The organism is Aciduliprofundum boonei T469, assembly GCF_000025665.1.
Lineage (GTDB): Archaea > Thermoplasmatota > Thermoplasmata > Thermoplasmatales > Aciduliprofundaceae > Aciduliprofundum > Aciduliprofundum boonei.
The window spans coordinates 1,459,136-1,477,574 of record NC_013926.1; the positions used below are offsets into that span (position 1 = coordinate 1,459,136).

Annotated in this window: 20 protein-coding genes and 1 tRNA gene; 11 read left to right on the forward strand and 10 right to left on the reverse strand. The window is 39.0% G+C overall.

Features of this window, described 5'->3' with window-relative positions; all coding sequences use genetic code 11:
* Positions 1-3: 3 nt before the first annotated feature.
* On the forward strand, positions 4-765 hold the full coding sequence (locus ABOO_RS07715) for a pseudouridine synthase family protein (protein ID WP_012997468.1): 762 nt from the start codon (positions 4-6) through the stop codon (positions 763-765).
* The gene (locus ABOO_RS07720; protein ID WP_012997469.1) at positions 765-1,307 is read left to right on the forward strand and encodes a winged helix-turn-helix domain-containing protein; all 543 of its coding nucleotides are present in this window, start codon (positions 765-767) and stop codon (positions 1,305-1,307) included. The genes ABOO_RS07715 and ABOO_RS07720 overlap by 1 nt, the downstream gene beginning before the upstream one ends.
* Here ABOO_RS07720 and ABOO_RS07725 read toward each other — a convergent pair.
* From ABOO_RS07725 to ABOO_RS07755, 7 genes are all read right to left on the reverse strand, one after another.
* Entirely contained in the window at positions 1,304-1,720 is a 417-nt protein-coding gene (locus tag ABOO_RS07725) for a secondary thiamine-phosphate synthase enzyme YjbQ (protein ID WP_012997470.1), read from the reverse strand. The two genes, ABOO_RS07720 and ABOO_RS07725, sit on opposite strands and share 4 nt — an antisense overlap.
* Positions 1,721-1,957: a hypothetical protein gene (locus tag ABOO_RS07730; RefSeq protein ID WP_012997471.1), complete on the reverse strand. Its 237-nt coding sequence runs from the start codon at positions 1,955-1,957 to the stop codon at positions 1,721-1,723.
* Positions 1,958-1,989: 32 nt separating this feature from the next.
* On the reverse strand, positions 1,990-3,858 hold the full coding sequence (locus ABOO_RS07735; protein WP_012997472.1) for a S9 family peptidase: 1,869 nt from the start codon (positions 3,856-3,858) through the stop codon (positions 1,990-1,992).
* Positions 3,859-3,881: 23 nt separating this feature from the next.
* Positions 3,882-4,247: a DUF1667 domain-containing protein gene (locus ABOO_RS07740; RefSeq protein WP_012997473.1), complete on the reverse strand. Its 366-nt coding sequence runs from the start codon at positions 4,245-4,247 to the stop codon at positions 3,882-3,884.
* Positions 4,247-5,476, reverse strand: a complete 1,230-nt coding sequence (locus ABOO_RS07745) for an NAD(P)/FAD-dependent oxidoreductase (RefSeq protein ID WP_012997474.1) — start codon at positions 5,474-5,476, stop codon at positions 4,247-4,249. Before ABOO_RS07745 ends, ABOO_RS07740 begins: the two co-directional genes overlap by 1 nt.
* Positions 5,473-6,954: an NAD(P)/FAD-dependent oxidoreductase gene (locus tag ABOO_RS07750; RefSeq protein ID WP_012997475.1), complete on the reverse strand. Its 1,482-nt coding sequence runs from the start codon at positions 6,952-6,954 to the stop codon at positions 5,473-5,475. Before ABOO_RS07750 ends, ABOO_RS07745 begins: the two co-directional genes overlap by 4 nt.
* 282 nt (positions 6,955-7,236) lie before the next feature.
* Positions 7,237-7,321 (reverse strand) — tRNA-Leu (locus ABOO_RS07755).
* Positions 7,322-7,406: 85 nt separating this feature from the next.
* Between ABOO_RS07755 and ABOO_RS07760 the strand changes: the two genes are divergently transcribed.
* On the forward strand, positions 7,407-8,228 hold the full coding sequence (locus tag ABOO_RS07760; RefSeq protein WP_008085563.1) for an FKBP-type peptidyl-prolyl cis-trans isomerase: 822 nt from the start codon (positions 7,407-7,409) through the stop codon (positions 8,226-8,228).
* Here ABOO_RS07760 and ABOO_RS07765 read toward each other — a convergent pair.
* The gene (locus ABOO_RS07765) at positions 8,225-8,644 is read right to left on the reverse strand and encodes an RNA-binding domain-containing protein (protein ID WP_012997476.1); all 420 of its coding nucleotides are present in this window, start codon (positions 8,642-8,644) and stop codon (positions 8,225-8,227) included. The genes ABOO_RS07760 and ABOO_RS07765 overlap by 4 nt on opposite strands.
* A gap of 46 nt (positions 8,645-8,690) precedes the next feature.
* On the opposite strand from ABOO_RS07765, the gene ABOO_RS07770 reads away from it, so the two are divergent.
* Together ABOO_RS07770 and ABOO_RS07775 are read left to right on the forward strand one after the other, a co-directional pair.
* Entirely contained in the window at positions 8,691-9,401 is a 711-nt protein-coding gene (locus ABOO_RS07770) for a TrmB family transcriptional regulator (protein WP_012997477.1), read from the forward strand.
* 55 nt (positions 9,402-9,456) lie between these two features.
* Positions 9,457-9,804: a response regulator gene (locus ABOO_RS07775; protein ID WP_012997478.1), complete on the forward strand. Its 348-nt coding sequence runs from the start codon at positions 9,457-9,459 to the stop codon at positions 9,802-9,804.
* On the opposite strand, the gene ABOO_RS07780 is transcribed toward ABOO_RS07775, so the two are convergent.
* Entirely contained in the window at positions 9,785-11,143 is a 1,359-nt protein-coding gene (locus ABOO_RS07780; RefSeq protein WP_012997479.1) for an amidohydrolase, read from the reverse strand. The genes ABOO_RS07775 and ABOO_RS07780 overlap by 20 nt on opposite strands.
* A gap of 68 nt (positions 11,144-11,211) precedes the next feature.
* Between ABOO_RS07780 and glmM the strand changes: the two genes are divergently transcribed.
* From glmM to ABOO_RS07805, 5 genes are all read left to right on the forward strand, one after another.
* The gene (gene glmM / locus ABOO_RS07785; RefSeq protein ID WP_012997480.1) at positions 11,212-12,564 is read left to right on the forward strand and encodes a phosphoglucosamine mutase; all 1,353 of its coding nucleotides are present in this window, start codon (positions 11,212-11,214) and stop codon (positions 12,562-12,564) included.
* A 42-nt stretch (positions 12,565-12,606) separates the two neighbouring features.
* Complete coding sequence (locus ABOO_RS07790) at positions 12,607-13,803, forward strand: cation:proton antiporter (protein ID WP_012997481.1); 1,197 nt, start codon at positions 12,607-12,609, stop codon at positions 13,801-13,803.
* 85 nt (positions 13,804-13,888) lie between these two features.
* A complete protein-coding gene (locus ABOO_RS07795) occupies positions 13,889-15,703 on the forward strand; it encodes an aldehyde ferredoxin oxidoreductase family protein (RefSeq protein WP_012997482.1) in 1,815 nt (604 codons plus the stop codon).
* 26 nt (positions 15,704-15,729) lie between these two features.
* Positions 15,730-15,981: a ubiquitin-like small modifier protein 1 gene (locus ABOO_RS07800; RefSeq protein WP_012997483.1), complete on the forward strand. Its 252-nt coding sequence runs from the start codon at positions 15,730-15,732 to the stop codon at positions 15,979-15,981.
* Entirely contained in the window at positions 15,982-17,100 is a 1,119-nt protein-coding gene (locus ABOO_RS07805; protein WP_012997484.1) for a tungsten cofactor oxidoreductase radical SAM maturase, read from the forward strand. It abuts the gene before it with no gap.
* 2 nt (positions 17,101-17,102) lie between these two features.
* Here ABOO_RS07805 and mtnA read toward each other — a convergent pair whose 3' ends face one another.
* Complete coding sequence (gene mtnA / locus ABOO_RS07810) at positions 17,103-18,104, reverse strand: S-methyl-5-thioribose-1-phosphate isomerase (protein WP_012997485.1); 1,002 nt, start codon at positions 18,102-18,104, stop codon at positions 17,103-17,105.
* 86 nt (positions 18,105-18,190) lie between these two features.
* Here mtnA and ABOO_RS07815 point away from each other — a divergent pair, with 86 nt between their 5' ends.
* Positions 18,191-18,439, forward strand: a complete 249-nt coding sequence (locus ABOO_RS07815) for a hypothetical protein (protein WP_008085487.1) — start codon at positions 18,191-18,193, stop codon at positions 18,437-18,439.

The following is an 18,439-nucleotide window of genomic DNA, read 5'->3' on the forward strand; positions in this document are numbered from 1 at the left end:
TCCATGCTCCTGAAATTTGCCTATGATGGTACAAGGTTCTATGGATACCAAAGGCAAAAGGATGTACCTACCGTTGAGGGAGAGATTTTGAAAGCCCTTGAAAATATGGGAATTAAAAATTTGAAAAGTGCTTCACGCACAGATAGAGGAGTAAGTGCTTTAGGAAATGTGATATGGATTAAAACAGATATTGATGGAAAAGAGCTAATAGGAAGGTTAAATGCAAATTTAAAACACATCTATTTTCACTCATTTGCAAATTTGGATATAAATCCAAGATATGCCAGGATAAGATGGTACAGGTACCATTTACTCGATATGGGGCAAGATATGGATAGATTGAAAGAAGCAGCCATGATATTTCAAGGTGAGCACGATTTTCGAAATTTCACGAGAGTTAGAAAAAATACAGTAATAGAAATAAAAAAAATTGATGTAAATAAAAGAGGAAGCATAATCACTATAGATTTCTATGGTAGAAATTACCTGTGGAACTTGATAAGGAGAATAGTAGCCGCCATGGAGACCTACTCCCTCGGCAAAGAGTTTGGCCAAGAGATATTTACTATTCGCAAGAATTTTGGAATTGCACCACCAGAGCCCTTGATACTAATGGATATCCAGTACGATTTTCAATTTGAAAAAATTGGATTTAAGAAAGATACAAGAAGATTTTTTTCAACTAATTTCTTTAGCAGGTACATCTATTTTTACTTAGCAAATCCTGAGAAAAATATAAATCATTTAAGTTCATACGACTTTTGATGAAAGAGATTGAAATCGTTGATGATCCAGATAAAATAAAAATCATAATTGAAGACACAAGAACAAAAATTCTTAGGCTCTTAAAATTTAGGGATATGACTATTTCAGAACTTGCATCCATTTTAAATAAGGATGTATCCACCATATTCAGGCACATCAAAAAATTAGAAGCTGCTGGATTCGTAAAGGTAACTGGAGAGAGAAAGATACACAATGTGCCTGAAAAGATTTATGGAAGGACTATCAAAACCATATTCCTAGCACCCGAGACTTATACGAAAGACGAAGCAATAAAAAAGATGAATAAGAAAAGGATTGAGATTTTGGCCGATATCTTAGAATCATTAGGGTACAAAGTTAAGGATACAGATTCATTATTTGATATCATCGTTCATTTAGACGAATTATCAATAAAAGATATAGAAAAACTCGAAAAGGATGTTGACTGGGGGATATTGAGAAAGCTTGCCCTAATCCTTGTGCTTTTGAAAATTAGTGATAAGGATCTTGAAAATTTAAGGGAAATAGTGAAAAAAGCTTAATCTCCAACAATCTGCACTGCAATGCGCCTGTGCCTTCTTCTCACATCCAACTCCACAAACACTATTTGTTGCCATGTACCCAGAATCAAGTTTCCGCCTACAATGGGCACACATAAATCTGGTTTTAAAAAGGACGCCCTTATGTGTGAATGCCCATTTCCATCATGCCATGTCTTTTCATGCTCGTAATTTATGTTTTTTGGAAAAAGTCTTTCTAATGCAGCAGGAAGATCCTTTTTCAATCCCGGCTCGTACTCAATCGTAGTTATAGCCCCTGTGGAGCCTATTACAAAAACCAAAGCCAAGCCGTTCTTTATACCAGATCTATCTACAACACTCTGAACCATACCTGTTATATCAATTATATCCACTTCTCCAGCAGTGCTCAAATTTATCTCTTCATAATAATTCATTTACTTCACCCTCATAGCAAGATGAGTAGTTACAGTACTCACCCTCCCAAACTGCTCTATAAAGCTTGATGCTAGCTCCTCGTTGGGCGCTTCAAAAACAAGGACTACATCTGGCTTTCCAAAAATTTCAAGTTTTTCTCGAATTTTAATGCCTTCCGGAACATTCATATTACGCAATAGATGAAATAAATCGGCGAACCTCTCTGGATTTGCTGTGGCAAACATAATGAATATCATAAAAATAGGAAAAATTGTAATGAATATAAGTTTTACTTTTTCAAAACATCTTCTATCTTGAACTCTTTCCCCTCTTTCAATTTTTTAACGAAGAACTCTGAAAAGAGCTTGTATCTCTTACTTCTGTGCCTTGGCTTGCCCCGGATACTGTGCCCATGCTCTCCTTGCTTAAAAATCACTATGTATGTCTCTTTTCCCAAAGATTTTAGCACATGATAGAACATAAGGCTCTGGTCTAGAGGGCACCGATAATCCTCCAAACTGTGTATGAATAACACAGGGGTTTTCACTGCCTCTGCATAGAACAACGGACTCAATTTTTTGTAGTTCTCATTCTCCAGAGGGTTATCACCTATAACTTCCCTGTCAAACCATAGCCCTATATCTGAAAATGCATAGGAAGTGAGCCAGTAAGATATTCCGTTCTCACTTATGGCCGCCTTGAATTTATCTGTTTGAGTAATAGCCCAGTTTGTCATATAGCCGCCATAACTTATTCCTGTTATTCCCAGTTTGTCTTTATCCACATTTTCGTTCTCTATCACCCATTCTAACCCTGCAAGAATATCTTGAAAATCCTCTAAACCTGTGCGATTTAGAACTGCCAAGGCAAATTCTTCCGAGTATCCTGTAGAGCCGCGGGGATTCGTAAAGATTACATAGAAACCCATATCGGCCATAAGCTGCGCTGTATAATGGAAATAATGACCATACATACCCTTTGGTCCTCCATGCACAAACAGAATCGCTGGCAATTTTCTCTTTCCTGCGCCTCTAGGTTTTATGTACCATCCATCGAGCTCTTTTCCATCAAAGCTCTTGTATTTGAAATGTATGTATTTTCTAGGTTTTAACTTCTTCAAAATCTCAGAATTGTATGAGGTTAACTTCTTTAATTCTCCATCAAATATGTACAGCTCTCCCAAGAATGTATCACTCATCATCAAAAATGCGATTTTTCCAGCAGAGCTTACTGCAAAGGAGTAAACATAGGCATCATTCCCCGCAATTCTAATTTTATTATTTCCTTCAAATTTCTCAAGAACTACGCTACCCGCATCTGCAGTAATTGCATATACATTGCCCTCAGCATCCAATTTACCTTCAAAATTTTCCAAGCCATAAGAAGCGCTGATCTCTTTCAAATCTTTTCCATCGTATATCATCAGATACCTGTGCTCTGAGATGTACTGCATCTCTCTCTTTCCGAGCATAAGCAGAACCTTGTTATTGGAATCCACCGGATAGAAAGGTACATTCTCAAACATCTTCCTTTTCTTTCCCTTATAAGCAAAAATATCGAAGGACTTAAACGGATTCTCTCTGCGAGCAATTGTGTATATTATCTCATCTCCGTGCCACAAGGCATTTTCCACATATTTATCCTCAAATTCATCTACAACTACTTCCCCTTCAGTGTCGTAAATCTGGATGATATTTTTCTCACAATCTCTAAATCCCTTGCCATTGAACCATACGGGAACAGAGTCATCATAGTAAAGATCCTCGTCTTCCAATTTCTTAGAGTACAATATTAGAATTTTCCTAGAATCATTGTGCCAATCCATACCTATGATATTCTTCGCTTCTATCAACCTCTTGGATGTCATAGTATCAAGTTCTAACAAATAAAGATCACTCCTTTTCTTGTCCTCATCTACGCGCAAATAGAGCATCTTCTTTCCATCTGGAGAGAACTTGGGCATAGAGGCATCTTCCACATACCTTCTCTTCCCACTCTCAAGGTCCTCTATAACCATTGTATTTTCGTACTTGTTTTCTTTCATATTCACCTTGCGAAGAACATAGGCAACCAAAGAGCCGCTGCTAGTTATATCCACATCCTGAAGATATGAGAACTTTGCAAATGTATCTTCTTTCCATCTCATTTTAATCGCCATGGTAGAATAGTGTTCATCTATATTTATTTCTCTTCAACATTTCTCGTAGCAATAATATTTACCCCGAGGTCTAAAATATTCTCAACAACAATATCTCCTACTTTTATCGGGGCTAATGCTTCAACATTTGACAGATATTTCATAATCTTTCTAATCATATCCTTGGGTACAGGCTTATCTGTTTTTACTGATACAATGGGATATTCACCATTTTTGACCTTAACAACGCTCATTACTATCCTCTTCGGCTCCAATATCTCCTCTCGAACCCACTCCTCCCCCCTAGAGCATCTGCATCCCCGAATTTTTAAATCACTCCCGTTTAATTCAGCCTCAATATAACAGCCTAAAGGACATATTATACAAGTAAATCTATATAACTTGGACATCACTCCACCTCCAAAGTCAACTCTTTTATTTCCTTCTGTATTTTTTTCACTGGTAACCTAATTTTCAACATCTCGGAAGGTTTGACTACTGGATATTTTATTTTATATCCTATATCCCCAAATTTTAGAGTGACATTTTCCTGTGGATTTTTCACTCTTGCATAAAAGATTACATTTTTTTCTCCGCTTATATAATGGGGTACCACAAATCTCAGATTTCCCTCAATTTTTATCTTTATTTTTCGGGAAGATGGAAGGTTATTATCCACATAGTTTTTAGCAGAGAAAGCAGCTAACTCACCCTGCTCAACCACATAGTCCACAAGGTCATTTATAATTAAAGAATTACCTGCAACAAAAATCCCTCTCACACTGGTTTCTAAATTCTCATCAACCACAGGACCTCCTGTACGGGCGTCTATATCAATACCTATTTTTTCTAACAACTTAACACGAGGTACTAATCCTGCAGATATTATCACGGTATCGCATTCTATATCAAATTCAGTACCTTCTACAGGTTCCAACTTATCGTTTACTTTAACTACTTTAACACTCTCAACTCTATTTTTACCTCTTATTTCTATGACTTTATGTGAGAGATATAATGGAATTGAAAAATCTTGGAGACATTGAATAATGTTTCTTGCTAAGCCTCCCGGATAAGGCATAAGCTCTATAACTGCCTTTACCTCAGCACCTTCCAAAGCAAATCTTCTCGCCATTATAAGCCCAACATCTCCAGATCCTACGATCACTATCTCCTTTCCAGGCATAATCCCATAAATATCCATCATAGTTTGGGCTTCGCCTGCAGTGAACACCCCTGCCACTCTGTCCCCCACGATACCTATTTCAAATCTATGTCTTTCCCTCGCTCCCGACGCGTATATTATACTTTTAGTAAGCACTTCTTCTAACCCCTGTGGCGATACATATTTCACCCTTTTTAGTTCTTCCTCCACTGAAATATCAAGTACGGTTGCCTCTGTGATGTATTCAACATTTAAACTCCTGAATTTTTCTATGAGTTTATGAGCAAATTCTGGACCAGTTAAATCTTCTTTAAAATAGTGTAGACCGAATCCTGGATGAATACATTGAGGTAATATTCCTCCAAGGTATTCCTTCTCATCTAAAAGCAAAACCTTGAGTCCCAATTCTTTGGCTTTTATGGATGCCGCTAATCCGGCAGGGCCTCCCCCTATCACCACTGTATCGTAAATCATCTCCCTCCCTCCTTTAAAAGTACCTTTACATCCCCTATACCTATTTCACTACCCTTACCTTTTAAGGTAATATTCCACATAGGTTGCTCATACTCTCGAGCAAGTATAGCCGCTATTTTAACCCTACAGAAACCCCCTTGGCAGGTACCCGTTGTGGCTTTAGTTCTAAATTTTATTGAATCTATGCTTGGTACCTTAACTCCTATTTTCTTCATTCTCTCTATGGCCTCTAGGATATCCCCCTCACTGACTTTATTACATTTGCATATAATTCTTCCATAAGCGCCGTTATTTTTTATTTTTTCATTTATCTCTTTGGAAGAAAGCATAAAGAAATGAGTTATCTCTTTCCTATAAGGATTCCAATTTTTCTTCTCTCTTAGCTCTATTCCCAAATCTCTTTCAATTATTTCCTTAACTTCCATAGCAATGGCAGGGGCAGCTGTCAACCCTGGGGAGCGTATGCCACCAACATTTATAAATCCATAAACCTCCTCCGCTTTTATTATAAAATCAGCATTTTTTGTTTCAGGTCTCAATCCAGCAAAAGTTCTTATCACCTTGCCCCTAGGGGGTAATTTGGGCCATAGCAGTTTGGCTTTGTTCCACACCTCCTCAAGACCCTCCTTTGTATTGGACAAATCTTCCTTATCCTCCTGATCTCTGGCATTTGGGCCTATCATGAGATGTCCAGATACCTCTGTGGTGACAACAACTCCTTTTGTCTTTTTTGTGGGTGCGGGAAATAGCACATGCTCTGGCTTTGGACCGGCACTCTCGTCAAAAAGCCAGTACTCTCCTTTTCTAGGATAAATTTTAAAATAATCCAGGCCCGCCATTTTGGAAATCTCATCAGCGTACAAGCCAGCCGCATTTATTATTAAATCCCCTTCTATGAACCCATCTGGAACTTTAACACCCTTCACTGCCCCATTATCAACTTTGACTTCCTCAACAGGAGAATCAAAAATTATCTTTACTCCATTATCAACAGCATTCTCCGCTAAGGCAATAACCGCAGGAATTGGGGCTATTTGCCCAACACTAGGAATCCAGAGAGCCCCTTGCGAATTAGGGGATAAATTTAGTTCCATTTCTAAAAGTTCATCTCTATATATTATTCGTATATCTTTAACTCCATTTCTCTCTCCTCTTTTCAAGAGAATATCAAGCTCTTTCATCTCATCATCATTCTTGGCAACTACCAAAGCTCCATTCCAAACAGATGGAATTTGAAGCTCTCTAACCCATTTTCGCCATATTTCATTTCCTCTAACACACAACTTTGCCCTTACAGGATACTTATCTGGATCGTCATCATAACCTCCATGAATTAAGGCAGTGTTTGCCTTGCTTACACCCCAGCCCACATCCGATTTTCTCTCTATCACTGTAATTTTTAAATTATCATACTTGCTTAACTCTCTAGCAATACTCATTCCAGTTATTCCAGCACCTATTATTATGACCTTGTGCATTTAACTCACCTGAACATCGGAGTATTTCTTTGACTTATTAAATCATTTGCCAATTTAAATTACAAAAACAATATACTAAAGCATCCTATCAATAACTTGCCCATTTCTCCCCCCTTTTTGAGAGCTCCTATCTAGAAGCTTCTGCGTATCCCTTTACCTCTTGAAACCATTTTAAAAATTTTCTTTTGGGGTAAATGAGCATCGTGATATGCGAACACGCCCTGCTACGCAGGGCAGTGGCACTTTTCTTTTTAAGAAAAGGGCTCTAAGAAAGGGGCTTAATGCGGGGGGCCGGATTCGAACCGGCGAACCCCTACGGGAGTGGATCTTGAGTCCACCGCCTTTGACCTGGCTCGGCAACCCCCGCTCGGTTGGGAAATTGTCATTTAGGATTTAATTTTTTCTGGAGTAAAGCGTAAGTTATATATTTGGAATGGGCATTAGGCGCTATAATGAAAGCATCTACTTACGCTATACTTGTAACGGTTATGGTTCTAGCAGGTGGTCTTGGGGCCTATTTCTGGGGCACTCAAGGTCACAGCTCTGAAAGCGTTCCAATAGTGAAACAAGGAGACACCATCTCTGTAAAATATTACGGCTACATTTATTATGGTGGAGAGCGTAGAATTTTTGATACAAATATAGAGGAAGTTGCAAAGGACAATATCACCTATCCTAAAACTGTGAGCTTCAAATGGCGTAATGATTTTGAGCCTTTAACTTTCAAGGTTGGAGACCACACAATGATCCCTGGGTTCGAAAAGGGTGTAATAGGAATGAAGTTAAATGAGACAAAAACAATAGTTGTTCCTCCAAGCGAAGGTTATCCATTCGATTGGTCCAAAGTGCAGAATTATTCTTTAGTACAGACCATTCCCGTTATAGAGAATCTCTCTCTTCAAGATTTTAAGAAGAGATTTGGTCAGCAAAATCCACTTGATAATGCTGTGTATAGGGACAAAGTTCATGGTTGGAACTGCCTCATATTACAGATAGATGCCACAAAAGGTATAGTCACGATACTTAACGAGCCAAATGTTGGTAAGTATTATCAACCATACAAAAATACAAGTTCCCTAAAAATATATGTGGAGAAAATCAAAGATGGAAAAATAACCTTCAAGTATGATATAGAGAGTCTACCCATTCTACTTCCAAACGGAGGCATAATTGACTGGAAAAACGATACAATGTTCAGAGTGAATCATAACCAAGAAGTTGCAGGAAAAACCTTGTACTTTGTGGTCACGGTAATAAAGATAAAAGAATCTTAAATTTCTTCCACAAATTTTTTAAAATTGCTTATGGCTTTACCTTTTTTCATAGGATAACTTTCGAGCTTTGCATGCATTGCTATTGAGTCACCATGTATGGTCAGGGCTAGCTTTTCCAAGTACGCCTGCTGCTTATCAAACCTCAAGTATAGCATGCCTTGCTCATCCACAATTTCATCTAACATAGGGAGAATTTCATCAACGATTCCGTAATCTTTCATTCTCCTCCAGAATTCAACAACTTCGTTTTTCTTTGTAATTTTTGTTTCAAGAATTATTATTTTATTTCCATAATAGCCCTTTTCTTCCCTCTCCTTAAAATTATCTTTTTGGGTTATGAATTTAAATGCTTTTCTTACCTTATCAATATCCTCGGTTGCATGGGCAAAGCATCTAAAATAGATGTATTTGATCATAAGGGTGAATGGAAGAACACAAATATATGTTTCACTATTTTGGTTTATGGACATGGATTCCGCTATTGAAGAGTATAAAAAAATTGTAGATAGCCTTGAAAAATTGGGATTATCCCAGTATGAAATCAAGGCATTTCTTGCATTGATAATGCTCGGTGTAGGCTCTGCTGAGATCATTGCAAAAAACGCAAAGATTCCAAGAACTTCTGCATACAAGGTTCTTGATTCCCTGGAGGAAAAGGGATTCATCATATCCTCAGAAGGGAGACCAAAGATGTACAAGCCAGAAAACCTTCAAACTTTGAAAAATAGAATAATAGAAGAAATAGAAGAACTATTCGAAAAACTGCAATTTGTAGAAAGCATATTTATGGAGAAGGGCGAGCCACAACTTGTGTACACAGTATATGGCAAAGAGAAGGTTATGAAAAAAATCGCAGAGATGATTGATTTATCCGAGGAAGAGATAATAATATCCACGCCAAAAATATCAGAGCTTAGAAAATCTGTGGAAAAGAATATTGAAAGGGCGCTTAAGAGAGGAGTAAGAATAATAGTTGTAACGCATCCAAATCAAAGAGTGCCTCCAGGAGTGATTGCATATAGAAAAAAAGGGCTTATGGCCACGGATATAGTGTGTGATAATAAAAGCGCCTTACTTGCATCTCCCGAGCTAAACGCATGCGGATACACGGATAATCCCGCATTAGCACAGCATTTAACACATTTCATAAACATACTCATTGAGAAGGAATAATGTCATCAAAAGTGATAATGATAAGTTTTAAATCATATGAATTTATTGATAATTTGTGGGCATTAAAATCCTGCTGGTGGATGATAACGAGGAATTGCTAAAGTTATACAGTATATTCTTGAAGAGGTACGAGGTAATAACGGCAAAGAATGGGAAGGAAGGGGTGGAATTGTATATGAAATATAATCCGGATCTTGTGATTATGGACATAAAAATGCCCGTGATGGACGGAATTGAAGCAACAAAGGCCATAAAGGAATACGATAAAGATGCAAAGATAATTGGGGCAACTGCATACCATGATAAATACGCAGAGAAAATGTTAGAAGCAGGAGCTCTTGTGGTTATGAAAAAGCCATTTAAGTATAGAGAAATTTTAGATCTCATTGAGAAGTATATATGATTTTCCCATCTACTATTGTGAGCCATATTTTATCATCTTTCAAAACCACCAAATCTGCGATATTTCCCTCTTTTATTTCACCATACCTATTCCCAAAATATTTTGCACCATGGGTATACGCTCGTACCGCTTCATTCCAGCTTATCCTCTGGCTATCGTACTTGCTATTCACGGCCATTTTTATCCCGTATAAGGGGTCCATGGGCATACAATCTGATCCAAATAGAAGATTCGCACCACTATCCAAAATATTCCGATATGGATTATTCCTGCCAAGCCATTCTTTCCCGAGCATTCTTTCATAGAGCCCTCCACTCTTTGCCCATTTTAGAAAATTCGGCTGCATACTCAACTCAATTCCTTTCAACTCTTCCAAATATTCTTGCCTAACTAACTCGAAATGCTCAATTCTATTTCCCTCGCCCCCTTTATATCCCCTCAAAACCTCATCTATAGCATAATCTCCGATAGCATGGGTGAATACCCTTATCCCCTCTGAGTTTGCATTCTTTACAATTCTTCTTATCTTTCTAGCCGAGAGCATTGGTTTTACTTCCTCTCCATCCTTATAAAGTGTGGCCGCAGTTTTAGCACCAATGGAGCCATCTGCAAAGAGCTTTAGAGCACCTATTCTAAGATACTCGTCTCCAAACCCTGAGTAAAAACCAAGTTTTTTAATCAATTTGTAACCAGAGGAATAAAAATTAGCGTAAATTCTTATCTTTAACTTTCCCTCCCTATGCATTCGCATATAAGCTTTAAGAGTATCAACACTTGCAAAATCGTGCACACAAGCAATGCCCTTGCTCAAAGCATAATTCTGTGCGTATTCAAAATCAAATGTAGATCCTATTTTCAATTTTTTAATTATCCTTTCCAATTCTTTTTCTTTAACAATTCCCTCTTTTCCAACTGAAAAAATTTTGGAAGTGTAAGAATTGATAACCCCCATATGGCCATCTTCCCTGATTAGCAATACAATCTTATCGCTGCAAACATTGTCAATTTCCTCTTTTGTAATGTATTTTTTATCTTTCCAAAAACTCTCGTCCCAACCTCTGCCAATTACCATTTTCTTCTTTTTGCATTCTTCTTTGACCATGCCCAAAATCTCTTCTCTTCCCCTGTTCGTCAAATCCAAGGTTCCATGCATAAGTGCAATATTACTCAAATGAGTGTGTGAATCGCAGAATGCCGGAATAATAAATGCTCCCTTCAAATCAATCTTCTTTGCCTCGTAGGGTAAATTTCCCTTACCCAGTTTCTCAATTCTATTGTCCCTTATGAGTATGTACTCATAATCCTCATTTCCGAATATGCGAGCGTTATAAAGGAGCATGGATAGACATTGAAATCTTCTATAAAAATTATGAGTAAAGTTTATTTATCCTGTTTATATCCTTTTCTATGCGCTTATTCGGCACAAACGGAATTCGAGGCAAGATTGGCGAAGAGTTCACTCCGGATTTCTTGGTTAATGTAGGCCGTGCAATTGGAACATATTTGCCCCTTGGCTCAGATGTGATACTTGGAACAGATACAAGGGTTTCTGCAAATATGGTGAAAGATGCTGTAATATCCGGACTTCTTTCAGCAGGGGTAAATGTTATAGACATAGGTATAGCTCCAACTCCCGCAATACAACTCTACACAAAGAGACATGGGGATTTTGGAATCGCCATAACTGCAAGTCATAATCCTCCAGAATTCAATGGAGTAAAGGCGATAGCTTCAGATGGAACAGAACTGCCAAGGAGCGAGGAGGAGAAAATAGAGGAAATATATTTCTCAGGCCAATTCAGAAATGTGGAATGGAATAATGTTGGGAGTTATGAAATAAGAGAAGATGCAAATGAGGAGTATGTAAATTCCATTCTTTCCCTAGTTGATACGAATAGGATAAAAGAAAAGCACTTCAAGGTGGTACTTGATTGCGCAAATGGTGCTTCCTGCTTTACATCTCCATATCTCCTCGAAAAGCTTGGGTGCAAGGTAATATCACTAAATTGCCAGCCAGATGGCAGGTTCCCTGGGCACAACAGCGAGCCAAAACCAGAAAACTTGAAAGACCTTGTGGATATGGTTAAGGCTACAAATGCAGATTTAGGAATAGCTCATGATGGGGATGCTGACCGTGCCATATTTGTAGATGATAGAGGAAGATACCTGTATGGGGATAAAACCTTGGCCTTAGTTGCAAAGGAGATTGTAAAGGAAAGAAAGGGTATTGTAGTAACTCCAGTGAGCTCCTCTCTGGCTCTTGAAGATGTTGTTAAGAAGGAGGGGGGAGAGGTAGTGTATACAAAAGTAGGCGCTCCAATAGTGGCAAGGAAGATGATTGAACTTCATGCAATTTTCGGTGGAGAGGAGAACGGTGGACTAATATTCCCAGAGCATCAGTACTGCAGAGATGGAGCAATGGCCTTAGCTAAGATTCTTGAAATCTTGGCAAAGAAAGAGAAAAAATTGAGTGAACTTGCAGACGAACTTCCAAAATATAAGCAGATGAAAATAAGTGTGGCATGTGAGAACGAGAAAAAAGAGAAAGTGCTGGAAGAATTGAAAAAAAGAGTAATGGGAGAGAATGTAAATACATTGGACGGGATAAAAATTATGGGTAAGGACTGGTGGGTTTTAATCCGCCCCTCAGGTACGGAGCCAATTTACAGGATTTATGCAGAGGCAAAGGATGAAAATATTTTAAAGAAGAAAGTTGAGAAGTATAAAGAAATATTAAAAAACATAATAAAAAGTGAGTAATTTCAAAAAATTTAAGTCAAACCTATACCATATCCCCCCAATATGTGGCTTAGTTCAGTAACGAATGGCCCAGGCGCAATATACTTGATCGTGGGGCTTTTGATGATACTTGGGTTATTTTTTGGTTATCTTTTTAGGAGGGTTCACCTCACTGATGTCCTTGCATACTTATTTGCTGGTTTACTCTTAACCATTTTAGGATTCAAAGCATCCACAACATTTTTCAATATCGTTACAGGAGCAACTTTGTCCTTTGTAGGATATATCGTGGGATTGAGTTTCTCTAGAAAATTTCTTAAGAGAATGGGAAGAAAGGTGATGATCATACTCGTGGTTGAGGTCATCGTTACTTCACTATCCGTTATGCTATTTGTATATGCATTCACAAGAGATTTGGCATTGGCAGTGCTTCTTGGCTCGTTAGCACCAGCAACAGCTCCTGCAGGCACAATTGCCGTTTTCCGTTCACTATCCTCCCATGGAATATTGACCGATGTAGCCACTGCCGTTGTTGGCTTGGATGATGCTGCCGGGATAATAATGTATGTTGTTGGCATAATTTGGACAAAGGGGTTATTAGGATATCATGTTACTATCGGAACAGCAGTGATTCACGCTCTATGGGAGATATTTGGAGCCTTTATGCTAGGTGGAATTCTTGGCTTCCTATTTGGATATGTGGGAAAGAAAAAATCATTCACTCCAGAACAGAATCTAATTTTAGGAACCGCAGTGGCACTCCTTGGATGGGGCTTAGCTTCCGTGATTGGAGTATCCAATATTCTTACTGCTATGGCAATAGGCATGACTGTGGTAAATATGAACGAACAGCTTGGAATAAGCAGTTACAAGGCTATTGATGCAATAATGACACCTATCTACATACTCTTCTTCGGAGCTATAGGTATGGAGATAAATTTCACCTTGCTAGCTGCCACTTGGGCCGTTGCCATAGTATATTGCATAGGTAGAACCGTTGGGAAAGTAATAGGTTGTAGCTTTGGCTCATGGATTGCCAGAGCGGAGGATAAACTTAAAAAATATTTAGGTATAGCCCTATTGAACCAAGCTGGTGTGGCTGTAGGATTGGCAGCACATGCAGCTCAAGAGCTTGGGGGCACATACTTGGGCGCCATAGTAATAACGCAAATTGCAGTTACAACTGCCATATTCCAGATAGCATCTCCATTGGGCACTCAGTTCGCCGTGAAGAAGGCGGGGGAGGCAATGAATATATAGCGTTATGTTTTTTTAAGCATAACAATATAGAACAAGAAAAATTTAAATATGATAATGCAGTAGATTCAATGGAGGAGGTAATAGAATGTATGGATATCATGGAAAAATAGTCAGAATAAACTTATCCACGGGAAAAATATCCGTGGAAAATATTGATGAAAATTTTGCAAAAAAATGGCTGGGTACAAGGGGCTTTGGAATACATACCCTTCTAAAAGAGATTGATCCAAAGGTGGACCCATTAAGCGAGGAAAATAAAATAATCTATTCCACAGGTCCCTTGACTGGAACTGCAGCGCCAACTGGTGGGAGGTATATGGTCATAACCAAGAGTCCTCTCACAGGGTATATCGCAATGGCAAACTCTGGTGGTTTCTTCGGTGCAGAACTCAAGTTTGCTGGTTGGGATTATCTCATAGTGGAAGGAAAGAGCGAGAATCCTGTGTACATCTCAATAAAAGATGATAATATAGAGATAAAGGATGCCTCACATATTTGGGGCAAGAAAGTTAGCGAGACGGAGAAAATTCTATTGGAGGAATTTGGAGACAAGCATGCTCAGATTGCTTCAATAGGCCCAGCTGGTGAGAACCTTGTGAAATTCTCCGCCATTATGAACAATGGGCATCGAGCAGCAGCCAGAGGTGGTGTAGGAGCAGTTATGGGAAGTAAGAAGTTAAAAGCGATCATAGTAAGGGGCCATAATAAAACGCCTTTAGCAGATAGACAGAAATTCATAAGCGTTGTTAAGGAGAAAATTAATAAATTGAAAAATGACCCCGTGGCTGGCAGCGGTTTGCCAAAGTACGGAACTGCTGTGCTTGTAAATATCATAAATCAAAATGGATTGTACCCTACGAGAAATTTCAGAACAGGAGTGTTTGAATATGCGGAAGAGCAGAGCGGAGAGGCAATGGCAGCCAAGTACTTGAAAAGGAATAAGCCCTGCTATGCCTGCCCAATAGGGTGCGGGAGAGTCAATGTTATAAGCTCTGTGGGCGAGACAGAGGGGCCAGAGTACGAAAGTTTATGGGCACTGGGTGCGCATCTGGGCATAAACGATTTAGGAAGTATCATTGAGGCAAACCATATATGCGATGAAATGGGTCTCGATACAATATCCACTGGAGGTACTTTAGCAACTGCGATGGAGTTATACGACAAGGGTATTTTGAAGCAGGAAGATTTGGGAGATGCACCCCCATTCAGATTTGGAAACACAGAGGTGATACATTATTACATCGAGAAGATAGCCAAGCGCGAGGGATTTGGTGCAAAGTTAGCGGAAGGAGGATACAGACTTGCGGAAAGCTACGGATACACAGACGCATTTATGGGAGTGAAGAAGCAAGAGCTTCCTGCCTATGATCCAAGGGGAGCAGAAGGCCATGGACTGGGATATGCAACAGATAATCGAGGAGGAGATCACATAAAAGCGTATATGATTAGCCCTGAAATTCTTGGTTATCCTGTTAAGATGGACCCGCATGATATAAGCGATGAGAAGGTGAAAATGCTCATTCTATTCCAAAACTTGACCGCTTTGATAGATGCTGCGGGGCTTTGCATATTCACTACATTTGGCTTAGGAGCTGATGATTATCGGGATATGCTCAATGCTGCTCTAGGTTGGGATTTAAGCACGGAAGATTATCTAAAGATTGGCGAGCGTATATGGAATGCTGAGCGTTTATTCAATTTAAAAGCAGGATTAACCACGGAAGAGGATACACTTCCCAAGCGCTTAACCGAGGAGCCAATGCCCGAAGGACCGAATAAGGGGCATGTGGTGCACTTGAAAGAAATGCTTCCACGGTACTATGCTCTGAGAGGATGGAATGCTCGGGGAGAGATAACAAAGGAGAAGATAAAGGAGCTCGACTTGGAAGAATACTTCTAATTTTTTTCTTTTTTTGGTCGATTTTTATGCCAAAGGTCAAGTTCTTTGCAACTCTCAGGGAAATTACGGGGAAGAGAGAAGAAATCATAGAAGGAGATAATGTGGGGGATGTACTTAAAGTTCTTTACGAAGAGTATGGAGAAGAATTTGAAAAAGAACTAAAGGAGAGAAGTATGATTTTGGTAAACGGAAAAAATATAGAACACTTGGAGGGTTTGAAAACAAAAGTAAGCGAGGAAGATACAATAAGCATATTCCCACCAGCAGGAGGAGGATAGATGCATACTTTCAATTTTGATGGAGCCGAGATATACATTCCTGAGAGAGCGGATATGCAGTATCTCTTTGTGGAAATAACAAACAGGTGCAATTTAAAATGTGAGATGTGCTTCAAGCAGTATTGGGAAGATGATGAGGGAGATATGCCCTACAAACTATTTTTGAAAATTCTCAATGACGCTCAGGAATTCCCCAACCTCAAAATGTTATATTTTGGAGGAATCGGTGAACCAACTGTACATCCAGATTTTATGCGAATGATCGAAGAAGTAAAGAGTAGAGAAATTGGTGTAGGGATATCTACCAACGGGTTCTTGTTGACTCAAGAAAGGATGGAAAGGCTTGTAGAGCTAGGTGTGGACCTAATTTACATCTCCCTGGATTCTATACCTGTTCAACCAACAGATATTGGTCATATAATGCCTGGAGTTACCGTGGATCGGCTAAAAAGATTAGCAGAGATAAAAAATAGAAAAGGCAGTGAAATACCTCATATAGGAGTCGAAGTTGTGGTAACTAAAGAGAATTACAAGCTTTTGGGGAAAATTGCAGAGTACTTGGCAAATTATGATATAAATTCATTACTGCTTTCAAATCTGATACCCATAACAGAGGAGCATTCAAACCAGATAGTTTACGATGGAAATGTGAATATAGAACCTTACCTGGACGAACTATACAGAAACTCATACTCAGGATTTCTTCTTAGAGTTCCTGAATTTAAGCTTCGCACCGAGAGACATTGCGATTTTGTGGAAAATAAAGTTGCAGTTGTGAGATGGGATGGTGAGATTAGCCCTTGCTATAGATTCTTGCATACATACCCCGAATATGTGTTTGGCAGAGAGAAGAAAGTGTATTCACATTCTTTTGGTAATGTAAAGGATAAATCATTAAAAGAAATTTGGACTTCAAGGGATTACACATGGTTCAGATTTGCCGTTAAAAATTCTTTGTTCCCGTCCTGCACAGATTGCCCCCTAGTAAATTCATGCAGTTTCGTACAAGATACAAAAACAGATTGCTGGGGAAATGAACCAAGTTGCGGAGATTGCCTATGGTGGAGGAAAATAGCGCAGTGTCCAATACCGATAGAGATGAATGGAAAATTTTGGTAGAATTAACTTTTCAATTTCCATATTTCCTCTGGCTTAAATACTCCCTTTTCGGTGATTATCCCTGTTATGTATTTTGCAGGCGTAACATCAAATGCTGGATTCCTAGCATGACTTTCTTGAGGCGCAATTCTACACTCTCTGCAAAATAGAACCTCTTCCTCTCTCCTCTCTTCTATAGGGATCTGATCTCCGTTTTCCAAAGAGAAATCAAACGTGCTTATGGGTGCAGCAACATAGAAAGGTATGCCGTTTTCCTTAGCTACCACCGCTTTCTCGTAAGTACCTATCTTATTTGCCACATCGCCATTGCTCGTGATTCTATCTGCTCCCACAATGACCATGTCTATTTCTCCCTTACGCATAAAATAGCCTGCTGCATTATCTGCGATAATTGCATGCTCAATACCCTCTTGTACCATCTCCCAAGCGGTTAAGCGTGCACCCTGCAATCTTGGGCGCGTTTCATCAACCCACACAAATATCTTTTTCCCATTTCTGTGTGCCTTGCGAATAGGTGCCGTTGCGGTACCCCAATCTCCAACTGCTAAAGCTCCTGCGTTGCAATGCGTCAATATTCTGTAGCCATCTTTTATCAATTTCTCCCCATACTCGCCAATCTTCTCACATCTTCCAATTATGTCATTTGCATATTCTTCCGCCTTTTTCACAGGGTCCTCTCCAGAATTTATTGCATCCATCATACTGCGGAGAGCGTAGAAAAGATCATGGGCCGTAGGCCTGGTATTCCTTAGAATCTCAAACGCTTCATCCACATTTCTTCCCTGTAAAGATGCCTGAGCCATCCCATAGGCAGCGGTTATACCGATGGCAGGTGCCCCTCGAACAACCATTTCCTTTATGGCATATGCCACTTCCTCCGTTGTTTTTGCCTCAAATATCTCAAAATTGGCAGGCAACTGTCGCTGATCTATAAGCTTTACAATCCCATCTTCAAACCAAACCGCACGCATCTCCTTAGTGCCATCCTCACTTTTTATTCTCATTAAATCACCAGCAGTGTAATATTTTGAATATTTATAAATTTGCTTACACACAAATTTTATATACATTCTTTCACTTATATCTTTCAATGGATTCAAAAGACCTCATTGATTTGAAAATCGAGAAAACCCTATACCCATTATTTGGAAACCTCAGTGAAATTATCGTTGAAGTCAACAAAAAAAAGGTGAATAGAAACGGCCTTAATGAAAAGGAGTATGCAAAAATTATGAGTGAAGAGATAAAAAGATTTATCGAAAGATTTGCAGGGGAGGAGCTTGCAGACAGGACATATAGAGAGCTTTTAAATTCTTTAAAATTTGAGATAGGTGAGTAG